General features: G+C 56.8%; 13 protein-coding genes. 2 read left to right on the top strand and 11 right to left on the bottom strand.

Annotation, left to right across the window (positions count from 1 at the left end; genetic code table 11):
• Window positions 1-11: 11 nt before the first annotated feature.
• From AC4ANE_RS23800 to AC4ANE_RS23845, 10 genes are all read right to left on the bottom strand, one after another.
• Window positions 12-461 carry a tellurite resistance TerB family protein gene (locus AC4ANE_RS23800; protein WP_002552036.1) on the bottom strand — a complete coding sequence of 150 codons (450 nt, stop codon included), beginning with the start codon at window positions 459-461 and terminating at the stop codon, window positions 12-14.
• A gap of 51 nt (window positions 462-512) precedes the next feature.
• A complete protein-coding gene (locus tag AC4ANE_RS23805; protein ID WP_122272636.1) occupies window positions 513-1,694 on the bottom strand; it encodes a TerD family protein in 1,182 nt (393 codons plus the stop codon).
• Window positions 1,691-2,284 carry a TerD family protein gene (locus AC4ANE_RS23810; RefSeq protein ID WP_002552034.1) on the bottom strand — a complete coding sequence of 198 codons (594 nt, stop codon included), beginning with the start codon at window positions 2,282-2,284 and terminating at the stop codon, window positions 1,691-1,693. Before AC4ANE_RS23810 ends, AC4ANE_RS23805 begins: the two co-directional genes overlap by 4 nt.
• Window positions 2,285-2,331: 47 nt before the next feature.
• Window positions 2,332-3,078, bottom strand: coding sequence for an HAD-IB family hydrolase (locus AC4ANE_RS23815; RefSeq protein ID WP_002552033.1), 747 nt, complete (start codon window positions 3,076-3,078; stop codon window positions 2,332-2,334).
• Entirely contained in the window at window positions 3,079-4,029 is a 951-nt protein-coding gene (locus tag AC4ANE_RS23820; protein WP_002552032.1) for an HpcH/HpaI aldolase/citrate lyase family protein, read from the bottom strand.
• Window positions 4,029-5,123, bottom strand: a complete 1,095-nt coding sequence (locus tag AC4ANE_RS23825) for a cysteine protease StiP family protein (RefSeq protein WP_005732342.1) — start codon at window positions 5,121-5,123, stop codon at window positions 4,029-4,031. Before AC4ANE_RS23825 ends, AC4ANE_RS23820 begins: the two co-directional genes overlap by 1 nt.
• Window positions 5,116-5,874, bottom strand: coding sequence for an HAD family hydrolase (locus AC4ANE_RS23830; protein WP_002552030.1), 759 nt, complete (start codon window positions 5,872-5,874; stop codon window positions 5,116-5,118). Before AC4ANE_RS23830 ends, AC4ANE_RS23825 begins: the two co-directional genes overlap by 8 nt.
• Complete coding sequence (locus AC4ANE_RS23835) at window positions 5,867-7,000, bottom strand: phosphoribosyltransferase domain-containing protein (protein ID WP_460408552.1); 1,134 nt, start codon at window positions 6,998-7,000, stop codon at window positions 5,867-5,869. The genes AC4ANE_RS23830 and AC4ANE_RS23835 overlap by 8 nt, the downstream gene beginning before the upstream one ends.
• Before the next feature lie 66 nt (window positions 7,001-7,066).
• Window positions 7,067-8,206: a trypsin-like peptidase domain-containing protein gene (locus AC4ANE_RS23840; protein ID WP_002552028.1), complete on the bottom strand. Its 1,140-nt coding sequence runs from the start codon at window positions 8,204-8,206 to the stop codon at window positions 7,067-7,069.
• Between the two features lie 54 nt (window positions 8,207-8,260).
• Window positions 8,261-9,259 carry an ATP-grasp domain-containing protein gene (locus tag AC4ANE_RS23845; RefSeq protein ID WP_002552027.1) on the bottom strand — a complete coding sequence of 333 codons (999 nt, stop codon included), beginning with the start codon at window positions 9,257-9,259 and terminating at the stop codon, window positions 8,261-8,263.
• Window positions 9,260-9,378: 119 nt separating this feature from the next.
• On the opposite strand from AC4ANE_RS23845, the gene AC4ANE_RS23850 reads away from it, so the two are divergent.
• Window positions 9,379-9,924, top strand: coding sequence for a DUF1523 family protein (locus AC4ANE_RS23850; protein WP_002552026.1), 546 nt, complete (start codon window positions 9,379-9,381; stop codon window positions 9,922-9,924).
• Window positions 9,925-10,077: 153 nt separating this feature from the next.
• Window positions 10,078-11,058, top strand: coding sequence for an IS5 family transposase (locus tag AC4ANE_RS23855; protein ID WP_044424202.1), 981 nt, complete (start codon window positions 10,078-10,080; stop codon window positions 11,056-11,058).
• Window positions 11,059-11,124: 66 nt separating this feature from the next.
• On the opposite strand, the gene AC4ANE_RS23860 is transcribed toward AC4ANE_RS23855, so the two are convergent.
• Entirely contained in the window at window positions 11,125-13,671 is a 2,547-nt protein-coding gene (locus AC4ANE_RS23860) for a putative bifunctional diguanylate cyclase/phosphodiesterase (RefSeq protein WP_230851539.1), read from the bottom strand.
• Between the last annotated feature and the right edge of the window lie 17 nt (window positions 13,672-13,688).

Consider the following 13,688-nt stretch of genomic DNA (forward strand, 5'->3'; position numbering starts at 1 on the left):
AGGGTAAAAAATTACAGGTCGAAATCGGACGGGTTCAGGCCAAGCTCTCGGCAGATCGTGCGGCAGACTTCCCGCTCTTTCTCGTCGAAGCTGCCATCAGCGCCACCGATAGCACAGCAGACGCGCACCAGCAAACGGGCGGCATCTTCTTTCTTTTTGATCTTGCCGATGGTTTTCAACGCTTCGGCACGACCAATTTCAAAATCGAACTCGAACTTGGAGCACGCTTCCTGAAAACCCTGGATGACTTCCTTCATGTCAAAAACTTTCAGTTCCTGAGAGTTTTGGATGAAGCCAGCCATTTTCTGCTTTTCACTGGAGCTGATATCGCCGTCAGCGGCCGATACCAGCGCACAGCCGGAAACCACAGCTTCCATGAATTCGCGGTTCTTGAACTTCGAAACTTCCGAAGCCAGCTTGTCGCGAGCAGCCGTTGCGTTTGTTTTCAACCAGTCCAGCATGTCTATCTCCCATGAGGCGGCACAGCCAGCCCAGAAATACCACGGTATTGTTTACTTGGAACCGGCAGCCCAGCGCATGCCCCAGCCATAGGCCTTGTCCATGTTGCTGTGGCCATTGTGGAAATCCACCCGGCGGGTCACCTTGACTGCGCCGTTGTCATTTTCCAGCAAGGCAATTGCACACATGCCCTGACGACCACCCTCTTCGTTGAGGCGAACCTCGATGGGTGGCTGGCCCGGCGCATGAATGGTGACAACCCCGTCGGTTTCTTTCCAGTTCGGCGCGCCTTCATAGATGAACGCATAAACCAGAATGCGACGGATCTTGCTCCAGTGCGCGCCATTGATATGCAGCCACTCACCATCGCTTACCGAGCCGGTACGGTCATCACCCATCAACTTGATGAAAGGCTCGGTGTTGAGCGAACCGAACGAATTGCCCAGCGCCTGGACCGCGCCTTTCAGGCCATCCTGCAGTTCGAAGAGGCAGCCTACATCAAGGTCGATGGCATTGCTCTTCTTCATCGAGAAGAAGCCGCCGCCCTTGCTGTCGCTGCGACGGTTCCAGTTCAGGTTGACCCGAATCTCACCGAAACCGGCGCTGGATTTCTCCAGGCTGATCGAAGCACGGGTCTTGTCGAGCGTGATCTTGCTCAAACTGACGGTCGACTTGGGTGCAGGCGCGGGAACAGGTGCAGGTGCAGGTGCAGGTGCAGGTTGATCCTGGGGCGCTGCGACCTCTACGCCAAAGTTTTTTGCCAGCGGTTCAAGCCCGCCGGCAAAACCCTGGGCGACGCAGCGGAATTTCCACGCGCCCTGACGCAGATAAAACTCGCCCAGAATCAATGCGGTTTCTTTCATGCCGCTGGTAGGGATATCGGCTTCGATACCGCCAGTGATGCTCAGCGCCAACCGTGACACGCTGCCAAAGCTGGCCTTGTTCTCGTAGATGGTTGCCGTCAGGGCGACCTTCTCGATGACTGAATCCAGACGGCTCGGGTCAAGGCTGAACACAGCACGCCCGGCCGACGCTTCCGTCTGCTGGACCGCACCGCCGTTGACGCTTTTCTGGCCGTAGAAACACATGTCCTGATCGCCACGCACCTTGCCGGAGGCGGTCAGCAGGAATGCAGACACGTCGATATCCGCATCCGCCAGCGGGGAATAGCTGACCTCGACCGTCAACGGACCGGCAGCGACTGGCGCGTTGGCGCCTGGGACAAGTTGGGTCATGCGCGTACAGCTCCGATGGCCAGTTCGACCAGATCATCTGCAGTACGGCCGTTGGTAACCTGACCAACTGCGGTGAAATCCCAGCCTGCGGGGGTGCGCGCCAGGTAGGACATCACAACGCCGGTGTGCTGGCCTTTCTCGGACAGATCAAAGCGGCCCAGTTCGTTGCGGCTGCCCAGATCGACAATGCGGCAGTAGGCGTTGGCGACTTTTTCGAAATTCTGACCGGTGAACGAGTTGACGGTGAACACCAGGTATTTGACCGTGGCCGGCAGTTTTTCCAGATCAACGCTGATGGTTTCATCGTCGCCCGCGCCTTCGCCGGTACGGTTGTCACCCGAGTGTTGAATGGCACCGTCGCGCGACTGCAACTGGCGGAACCAGACCAGGTCGAGGGGCTTCTTGTCGGCGTCGAGCATGATGCAGGAGGCATCCAGGTCGATATCGCCGCCGCCACCGCCGAGCAACTTGCCGAAGAAACCGCTGGCTTTTTCAGGGTCCCATCCAAGGCCCATACTGACTTTCTTGAGGCCGGTACCAGCGGTTTTCTCCAGTGAGATCGTCTGGTTCTTTGCCAAAGTGAGTGCCATTTTTCGCTCCATGTGAACGTCGGAATTCGGATAAAAGTGTTACAGCCTTACCGTGTTGGCCCATCATTGCCATCAGGATTGTGTAACTTGGCGTTAACGGGGCCTTTATAACGGCCTCGACGCCACGTCGGATGGAACAGACGCCAGTGCGCATCCTGAGCAGCGGCGAGCAATTCGTGGTCACCCCGCGTGTCGCCCCAGGCACGAACCCGGAACTGCGTGAGCGGCCCATAAACACTTTCAAGGCGTGCGACTTTCGAATCGCAACGGCAGTTGCTGCCTTCGATCAATCCAGTCAGTTTGCCGTCGATGACTTCCAGATTGGTGCCGATCAGCTCTACTTTCAAGCGATCAGCGAAGGGTTGCAGAACCATAGCAGGCGATGCTGAACATAGCGTGACAATGGCGCCCTTCTCGATTTCGGCGGCGATGGACTCCAGCGCAGCCGGGCGCATCAGGCGGTTCCAGTGCGACTGGCAGAACGCCTCGGCCTTTTGCTGCAGCCATTGCACTTCAACGCCGCTGAGAAACGCCTTTATAAGGCGGCCCTTCAGTTCGTCGCGGGTCACACGCTTGGCGAGATAGCCGATGCTCGGTAGCACCAGGCGGGCCATGCGCACGGAAAACGCACGTTGCCCAAAGGCGAACTTGAGAAAAGGCACAAAGCTGTCGTGCCGGGTGATGGTTCCGTCGAAATCGAAAACAGCCAGCAGGCGTTGTTCCACTTCGATTTCAAGATCAGGTCCTACAGGTTCAAGATCAGGTTCTACGGTTTCAAGGTCAGGTTCTATCATCTAGCTAACTGCCTCAGCGAGTCGAATGCTGGCATCCATGATCGAAGCGGGTGCGGATAACACTCCATGCCATTTGGCGCGCTCCATGATGTGGGTTGCCCATTTGTAATGGGTAGCCGGTTCACACATCGCATCGTTGTACTTGAACACTGCGGGGGCCACAGAGTTCAAAATCATCCGGGCGGAGTTCATGTCCTCCAGACTGACGCGTAGTGCATTCTGAATGATATTGACCTGCGAGGGGTGAATTGCCGTTTTACCGACCAACCCATTGGTAATATCCAGCGCCAGTTCATGTTCCAGAATGTCAGGTGTGGCCAGTTGCTCGAACACCGGCGCTGTGAGTGCAAAACCCTGCGAACCCATCACTCCCGCCAGCATCGGGATCACATAGCCCATGGGCGTCGAATACAGGGTCATGGCCGGATTGCGGCGCAGCCCCAGACAGCCCATCAGGTCATTGCCACCGATACGTAACGCAATGATCCGCTCGTATAGACTGGCTTTCAGCGCTTGCCCAAGTTCGACCATTGCCGACGGATCGAACACTTCCGGCGTTTCCAGTGTAGGCATCAACGCCAGCGCCGGGTTGGTAACGGACTGCTCCCAACTCGTCAGACTTTTCAGCGAAAGCTTGGGGACAACGAACCCATCAACGTGCGCCATCAGCGGCCAGTCATTGAGAATCCGCGCCATTGCGGCATCTCTCGGACGAACGAACAACAGCGGACCGTTGGCCGGGCGGCCGCCACGGTCCTGAATGCGGGTCAGCACCTGGCGAAGGTTGACCAGCGCTGTATCGACATCAATCAGCGCCACCGCATCTTCCAGGCACACGACCAGCGAACGCAGTTCGGGAATCTTTTCACCGAACACCACATCGACGATGTCATCGCGGGTGGCGGGCATGTACAGCGTTGCCCCCAGCGCGTAAGGCGAAAATAAGGCCATTAGCTCAGACTCCGAATGATGGTCACTGCCCGATAAGGCCCCAGCACATCGCCGACTTCTTCAACGGGAATCCCCGCTTTTTCGGTCAGGTGCAGCAGCAGTTGCACATCGCTGTCCGCCCGATTGCGTACCAGCACATGGTCTGGAACACGGCGCATGACCGCGCGAGTGGCTTCGGCAATGCCCGGCTTGATGCGATTGAAGTTAGTGATATCAAAGCGCTCGGCCAAGCGGTCGACCACCTGCGTTGCAGCGTCCTTGAGCCCGGCTCGCTGCGTCAGCGTCCAGGGTGTCAGCGTGAGCGTAGAACTGTTTTGACGACGCTGGCTGTCGATGTGTTCAATAAAAGACTGCGTGACGTCGTGGCCCTGCAATTGCTCGTAAACCACACAACCATGCAGCCCGCCGTCCGTCGGCCAGATAGAGCGCGACACCAGCCCGGACACGGTCGCGCCAAGAATACCGGACGGAATCACCCAGTCTTCTGCCGACGCCGCCAGCCAGGCACTGCCGCAGGGATCGGCCAGCACTACCAGTCGTGGTTCTTTCGGGAAGCGCGTGTCACCTGCCAGACTGCGACGGATTTCACCCGAAATTGCGCCCTTGCCGGTCCAGCCGTCGACAAACACGATGTTCTGCGCGCCGTGGGCCAGAATGATGGCCTCCAGCGCGACTTTATCGATACCGCGATCACGCACGATACTGATGCCGTAGTGATGCGCTTCGCGGTGCAGATCGATCAGTGCCCGACGCAACAACACACCCAGCGGCAAACCGGCACGCACGAACGACACCAGAACGATTTCAGCGCCGGTGCATTCGCGGTCAAGCGCCTGTGCCAGGGCTTGCACGTCATCGGCCATGCGCAAACCGTTCTGGCTGAGTGCACGCTCATACAACGCCTTGTGAGCGGCGCTGGGAGGCGACTCCTCGCTGATCATTTCCGAGTAGTGCTTCTGGTGTGTCTGGATCAGGCGCTCCTTCTCCGCCACGCTAGTGGCCTGCATCGCAACGCTGCGCAGCAGAAAATGCACGTCGTCGTACAGATAACTGCCACTGCCGACCGTATCGAGCCCGTGAACGGGATCACTCATGCTCTGCTCCGACAAACATTTTCGCCAACTGACTGCGGGCAGGTGTCGCCCACCAGTGGCACTCGTCCATGAAACCCAGGTCGGTAATGCTGTCGCCAAAACCGAGCACCGGGCGTTCGCCATTGATGGCCTTGTCGCGCCGCAGCCATTCCTGAACCGCGTAGCGCTTGGCCAGCCCCTCGGGCAGAAAGGCCAGGTTGTTGCCGTTGCCGTGGATGTGCATGCCATCGAGCAAGCCGCGGGCCTGCACTTCGGCCAGTACTTTGCTGAGCACGCTGTCATCGCTCTCGTTATGCTTTGTCACCACGTAATGAAACAGCTGCGCCTCTTCAACCACCCAGCCGCGCAGTGAAAAGCCCAGCTCATGACCAATCGCCAGTGTGGCGGCAGACAATTCATGCAACCGCGATTGATAGCTGGCCAGGGTATTTTTCATCTGCTCGTTCCAGTCCTGGTCCAGCCGCCCCATGACATCGAGCATCACACCGCCGTGCGAACAGATTGCGCCTGCGGTGAACGGCAGTTTGACCCGGCTGTAGGCCTCGACACTGCGCGCCGTCACCGGCACCACATCGGAATGCGCCAGCAGCCAGTGCGCGAAGGACTTCTGCACGTTAGTCATGTAGCCATTGGCGTTACCGCTGATATCCAGCGTTGCGACATGTTTTTCAATGTTCGCGGGCGTTTTGCGGGCGGTCTGGAAGAGTGTGTCGTCCAGATCGACGAAGATCAGCGGGCGGTCGTTACTCATCGCAGATAACCTCGGCGTTCAGCGCTTCGATAAGCTCGGCGGGTACGGCCTGCCTTGGGGTTTCGGTGCAGATCAGCACCCGGTCAAACTGACCCGGCCGCACGTTGTAAAGGAAGTTGGGGATGCCTAGGCCATAGTTGTCGGAGAACGACAGTGCGTGGTCGATGGCATGCCCCAGTGCAATCGGTGAACGGCTGGTAGAGCTGAAATGCACATCGGCACCGGCTTTTTCCAGACGCTCGGCCAGCAGAAACGGCCGCCAGACGAACTCGCTGGTGCCTACCACCAGAACGCGTTCACCCTTTTGCACGGTAAGCCCTGGCGCCAGGGTATCGGCAACCGATAACACCCCCATCCGGCCCCAGTCATTGGCGGTCACCAGCGACCAGTCGCCCATTGCCACGGTGCCAACCTCAGGCATGTCCGGCAATGGCGCGCTCACGTCTTCATCGAAAGAGTACGACCCCTGCAACAGCGAGACCTGCTCGGCCACTGCGCCCATCGACGTGCTGACTGCACCTGCCGACCAGTCGGTAAGCACACACGTCACCACCCGCTCGATGTTGCTCAGCCCGGCCTCGACCAGTGCCTGATGGAGATTGATGAAGGTCTTGCCCGTCGACGCCTCGTCATCGACCAGCACCAGCGAACGTGCGCCGAGCATCATCTCGCGTAGCGCCGGATCGACAGGCAGATGGATAAGGTGAGCGCTGGCGTGGCTGTGCTCTTCTTCAAAGCGGGCGAACAGCTCGCTGCCGGTAGGATGGCGCGTGCTGACCAGATACAAGGCATCAGATCGCGTTGCGCTGTAGGCACGGTGCACGCCGGCACCGAGACCGACTGCGGTTTCGGCCATGCCGATGACGAGCACCGGGCCGGGCAGGTCTGCCGGAATCTTGTGCGCCAGGTCCTGAAAACTTTTCAGCATCACGCCCGGACGCGCGGGAATATGACGCCCAAGCACCCGGGACACGAACAGAAATGCACGCTTGGGGTTGCGCCGTTCAGCGAAGCCGAACAGAGAATCCGGGGCAATAGTGGACGAGTCGACGCTGACGTCGAGACGACCACGAAGCAGGTCAGCACGAAGCTTTGTAGAGTTGGAAAAAGCTGCGCTGCTGTCCATTGATAAATTCCTGAGTAACGGGGCCGAAGCCCCAGACGCCTGCCACTTGAGCAGGCAACACCGACGTCACTGGCGAGAAGCTTCAACGAGCCATAACGATGACTGTGCGGCGCGTGAGATTTCTGTGGTGGTGTACGACCTTTCCGGGCGGGCATGCGGCGCATCGATACGGCATGCCTGCAGAAAGGACAGCAGCAGTGCGGACTTCACTGCGAAGTTCATGTTTTGCCCGTCCGGCACGGTGGATGTCACCATGCCGATCACCGCGCCACCGTTGTCAAACAGCGGGCTGCCACTGGACCCTGGCTGAATCGGTGCCGTGAACTGGAACAGGCTGGCGTCATTGTGCAGACCGAACAGACCGGAGATCCCGCCCTGCGTCACCTGCAGCCCGCCACCGGAAATGGACGCCAACGGGTAACCCAGGACCGTTACGGTATCACCCGGCTCACAGCCCTGCCCGTCCCGGAATGTAACCGGAGACAACGGCGGCGCGCCCTGCACCCGCAGCAGCGCGATGTCGTTGCGACGGTCGATCACCACTGGTTCGGCCTTGTAACGGCCTTCCAGTGAAGTGATGTAGAACACGCCCATGTCTTCGATGACATGGGCACAGGTCATGACGTGCGCCGGGCCGACCACAAATGCCGTGCCGGTCGCCGACTCATGCCGAGGCCCGCCACTGGAGCCACCGGACGGGTGGCGCGGGTGACGGTCATCAACGTCCAGGCCGATCTTGCGCCCGAACGCCGACAACCCATACGCCGAGCCTTCGCTCAGCGCGCGGAATTTCCACTGTTCATTACGCTTGTAGAACTCGCCGATGATGATCGCCGCTTCGCCGTTATCGCGCAGATCCAGCCGATGCTCGATGTCGGCATCCACTTTGAGATGCAGGCTGGAAACGTCACGGACCGGCCCCATGGCTGCATATACATAGACCATCAACAACACGCGATCACTGCCAGCCGGGAGCCTGTCCAGCCGAAGCGTACAGCCAACATCCTGAGGGCCGCCGCTCCACTCCATCCAGCTCTGTTCCTGGTGCAGCAGCGCCGGGTCGCCCATGGGCTGGCGCTTGTCGTTGACCGCCAGCAAAGCGACCGCTGCGTACTCACCAAAAACCAAAGATTTGCCGCTCTCCAGATTCCAGGTGCAGTGGGCGTTTGCTAAAGCAGTGTTTGCACCTGGCGCAAGAAGCTTCATGCCCGATCCTCCCTGATAAGAGCGATTAGTGATAGCAAAAATCTATTATCCCGATCAAACCGTGGCCCGTACAGCGACCGTGATGGCCTTCACGCGGATATCCTCAAGCCAATGTGTTTCCGGTTCTTTCAAGCCGAGACGGCGTGTCGCAAAAATACCCGGCAGGTTGACGCCGGTTTCACGCGTATAACCGATCCCGCCGGAGTAACGCGGGTTGATTTCCAGCAAACGCGGCTTGCCGTCAGCGTCGTCACGGGTCTGTACATTGATCAGCCCGTCGCAGGCAAAATGCTCCGCTGCGCGCACCGCCAGTTGCACCGCCTCGCTGTCACGCTCGAAGGTCTGATTCAGCCCTACCTTGCGCCGCCCGACAAAGGCAACCGCCTTGCCGTGCTCACAGACCATGTCCACCGAGCATTCACTGCCGGGCATATACGGCATCAACAGCATCGCCGGAACGCCCTCGGCCTGACGGTAAGCGTTAAGGTACGCCTGAAAAGTCGTTTCACGCGCATCCGGATTGGCGAAACAGCGAAAATCATCGACATCGGCCTTGAAGCGCCAGAAGCCCCGTCCGTAAATCCCGACCACCGGCTTGATACAGACCTCGCCAGACACCGACAACGAATCGTAAGCCGCCTGCAACTCCTCGGCGCTGCTCGCGGCGATTCCCGGAATGCACGCCAGACCCGCCGCCTCGGCCGCCGCAGTGAAGCGGCTCTTGTCATCGACATCCATGAAGGTCTGCTGGGACGTTCCGCCCGTGACGAGGTCCAAACCTTCGGCAACAAAACGTGCACGCTGCGCTTCGTAAAAGCTGCCTATACGCCCGGCGACGATAGTCCGGACGCCCAGCGAGCGAGCGGTCTCCAGCACCCAGTCGATACGCTCTTCATTATCGACCGGCTCTTGCAGTGCCACATGGGCCTGCCCGGTAATTTCGGAGCGCTGCTGGCGATGGGAGGCGATAATCTGCACCGACGCAGGCAGCGCATCGCGCGCGCCCATGATCACTTCACGCTGGCTGGACTGCCCTTCAAGGAACCAAATCATGTAAATCTCCGGAAGACAACGCCATCTGCAACGGCCTTGTCGAATTTTGTAATAACTGTTTTGCTTCGAAATGTTCGGATTAGGGCAAAGTCACGCAATTTTAAACAGAGGACGCTGGTATGAAGTGGCTGAGAAGGTCGATTTGGCTTGTGGTATTCGTGGCACTCGGGATCGGCGCATTAAGCCTTTATTACGTCCTGCCGCGCCATGATGTCGTGATGATCACCGGCGTGGAAGTCAAAAGAATGGACGCCGACGGCGTCATCAACGCCGAAAACCCGGCAGACGGCCCGACCCGCGACGTGTACTTCATCAACACCGAAGACCCGGACACCAAGAAAGTCGTGGTCTACCGCAACGAAGACACCGGCTGGAGCTTCCCGTGGTACTTCAAATTCGACTCCGCCGACATCCAGGCCAAAGCCCAGGGCTACTCGCGTGATTCCCAGCAACTGGCACTGATTCGTTATTACGGCTGGCGCATAACGATCCTGTCGATGTTTCCCAACGTGACCGAAGTTGAAGCGGTGACGAGCCGTGATCAGCCGTTTCCGGTGTTTAATACGATCTTTTTTGTGGTGGTGGGGTTGTTGGTGGTGATTGTGGTTGTTGGGGTTAGAAGGCGGTTTAAAGGGCGGGCTCGGGTTGATGGGGTTGTGCGTTAGCACTTAGCTCTGACTTACGGCCCTCGGCGGATAGTTTAAGGCGAGGGCCGAGACTGTCAGAAATTTTGTGTTCGGGCATAACATGTAGCTAGGGAATCTCCGAACAAGTCCCGGTTATGCGAAAATCGCCTGACCACCTGATCCGAGCCTCCCATGAGCCAGATGAGCTTTTCCGATTTCGAATATGCCAGCAAGCGCAAGCAGACACGCCGCGAACGCTTCCTCGCCGAGATGGATCAGGTCGTCCCCTGGACAGGTCTGCTGGGCCTGATCGAACCGTTCTACCCCAAGGCCGGCGGTGGCAGAAAACCTTATCCGCTGGAAACCATGCTGCGCATTCACCTGCTGCAGAACTGGTTCTCCCTGAGTGATCCGGCCATGGAAGAAGCGCTCTACGAAATCACCCCCATGCGCCAGTTTGCACGCCTGACGTTGAGTGCGCCGATACCGGAAGACACCACGATCATGAACTTCCGGCACCTGCTGGAGAAACATCAACTGGCTCCTGCAATCCTCGCGGTCATCAACGGTTATTTGCAGGAAAAAGGCCTGTCGCTGCGCCAGGGCACCATCGTCGATGCCACCATTATTCATGCCCCAAGCTCGACCAAGAACAAAGACGGCGAGCGTGATCCCGAGATGCATCAGACAAAGAAGGGTAACCAGTATTTCTTCGGTATGAAGGCCCACATCGGCGCTGACGTTGAGTCTGGACTGGTTCATCACGTCCATGGCACTGCGGCCAATGTGGCCGATGTCACTCAAGTCGCCGAACTGCTCCACGGGGAAGAAAACGCGGTCTATGCGGACGCTGGCTACACCGGTGTCGAGAAGCGTGAAGAGCACGAAAATCGTAACGTGATCTGGCAAATCGCGGCGCGGCGCAGCACGTATTCCAAGCTGAACAAACGCAGCCTGTTGTACAAAGCCAAGCGCAAGATCGAGTACTGCAAAGCGCAGACACGCGCCAAGGTCGAGCATCCGTTTCGGGTCATCAAGCGCCAGTTTGGTTACGTGAAAGTACGCTTTCGTGGGCTGATGAAAAACACGGCCCAACTGACCACGCTGTTCGCCCTGTCGAACCTGTGGATGGCTCGAAAGCGACTAATGGGTTTGGGTGAGTTGCGCGCTTAACACGGAAAACCGAGCGAAAAACGCGCTCGACTCACACTGCATCAGACCGTTTTCAGAAAAATAGCGCTATGTGCCTGGCAAATTACGGCTTGCCACCGCTGCGCGGCAAGTTGATCGGAGCATCCCTAAAAGAGCGGGGTTGATACCGTACCCCTCAACAATGTGCTTGATGGTCTCAGCCAGGCCTTTTACCTGAAGCTGCCTGACGGACAGATTGATGGCGATCGGTACCTGCATGACATTATTTTCTTCCCAGCTTTTTATGGTTTCACAGACGTTGCGGATAACCCACTCGCCGACAGGAATTATCAGGCCAGTGTCCTCAAGAATAGGGATAAACTCAGCCGGAGAAACCATACCCTGCTCCGGGTGATTCCACCGCAGCAAAGCCTCCAAACCACTTATCCTGCCATCGGTGAGGCTGACCTTTGGCTGAAAATGTAGAATAAACTCATCACGATCAAGCGCACCCCGCAATAGCGTTTCAGTTTGCAAGCGCCGAACCAAACTTTCATTCATTGTGGCGTTGTAAAACTTGTAGTTATTACGGCCACTTTTTTTCGCATGGTACATGGCGGTATCCGCATTCTTCAGGATAACGCCAGTGTCACGCCCATCAAACGGATAATTGGCAATACCGACACTCGCTGAAACAAATACATCCTGACCGCCCAGATTGAATGGTTTCCCCAACGCTTCAACAACATGGTTCGCAAGGGCTTTTATAAGGCTTTCGGAATAAACATGATGGGTAACGACGATAGAAAACTCGTCGCCTCCCAGCCGCGCAACCACACTGTTTTCATCAATGCAGTCTTTCAAGCGTCGACCCGCCTGTATAAGCAATTGGTCGCCCACTGAATGCCCCAGGGTGTCATTCACTGCTTTGAATCTGTCCAAATCGATGAATATGACGCTGACTGCATCTGGCACTGACGTTTTCCGACTGATTATCTCGCGCAGATAATTGCTAAGAAACCAGCGATTAGGCAGATGGGTGAGCGAATCATTTTCGGCCAGATAGATTAGCTTTTTCTTGGCGTCATACCGCTCAAGCGCGGCGGCCAACAGGTTAGCAAGTGTTTGAAGGTAGCTCACATCTTCACGTGTAAAGGAGTAGTCAGTGCTGGCATACACCCCAAGAACGCCCTTGAAAACCTCCCTGCAGGATATCTCAATCTCTAGACCACTTCTAATACCGCAAGCCTCCACTGTTTCACCCGGCAGCAGCGTGTACCTGTTATCAGGTGTATCAGAATTAATGACACACCCGGTGGAAGAAGCTGTACCGTTCAAAAAATCATTGTGATAACCACTGCGGACTTCCACGTGGTTCAAGCCAACCTCCGCGTTGAGGATGACCCCATGACTCACTCGATCAACGACTAATAAAGCCGCCTTGCTCAATGTTAATCCTTGCGCAGCAGTCAGTGCTGCCAGCTCACCCAGCGCACTGACGTTTTCTTCTGTCAATGCCTGCTGACCAAACAAGGCGATAAGGTTTTGCCTTCTGGAGTTATCCAGAATCGCGACCTCAAACTCCTTTCGAACAGTAATATCGATATCGATGCAAATATATTTTTCAACGCCGCCCATGTCATCGAGAATAGGTATTATGGTGCGTCGATGCCATGCGTCCTTACCGGTACGCCCCGAAAGCCTGACCTCACCGTTCCACACCTCATTTTCAGGTACCCATCGCCACGGCTCAGAGGCTGAAGACATGCCGGTCCAGACTTCATCGATCTTCAGCTCTAAAAGCTCAGCTCGCGAATGCTGCGAGCTTTTTACGAATCGTTCGTTAACGTAGGTGATACGTCCGGAGGCCGAAACTTCGCAAACGATTGAAACTTCATCAAGGGCATTTTTATGCTGCACCAAGGTATTCATCAGCGAGTCGATACGCAGGCCAAAGTGATTGCGCATACTGGCGGCAGTGCGGTTTACCGCTTTTATAGCCTCCTGTATTTCCATGGGGGCATCAGCGACCAACATAGCTTCAGCGGCCACTGCGCCTGAAGCGATTTCTGCCTCATACGAATGAAGTTTGCCCAGATGGGCAAGCGAACGCTTGATCATGAACCCCATTAAAATCAGACTGATCAGTAAAAAAAATACTGCAAACAGTGTCGCCTGAATCACCAGGCTATAGAGTTCGGTAGCAATTCTCTCGGCATTAAAAGACAGACGCATCACGCCATAATCTTTCCCGCCGACCGTAATCGGGCGATTGACATCGAATAATCTCGCAGCGACTTCGGACTCTATCCACGCAGGGCCCCTTCCAACAGGCGCACTGGCTGCCTGCAGGCGAATGACGCCACCCGACAGGTCAATGAACACGGCCGACTTGAACGGCGAGCGAGCCAAGGTTTTTTCGAGGGTCCTTTTGATGGTGTCGTAATCACCGATGACAACACTTTCCTCTACAGCTTGCGCGGCAACCTCAATGAGCATGTTAGCGGTGTCTTGTATCTCTTCAATATGCTGAAGCAGCTGGTTTTTATAAAACAGCCCCAGCCCTGACGTCAAAAAAGTCAGTATCAGAATGGACAACATCGCCAGTATTCGCGACGTCAGTGATTTGGGCAGCAGGCTTTTAAAGAAATTCATTAACAGCCTCTCCAGCT

Source organism: Pseudomonas sp. Pme6b (assembly GCF_058129925.1).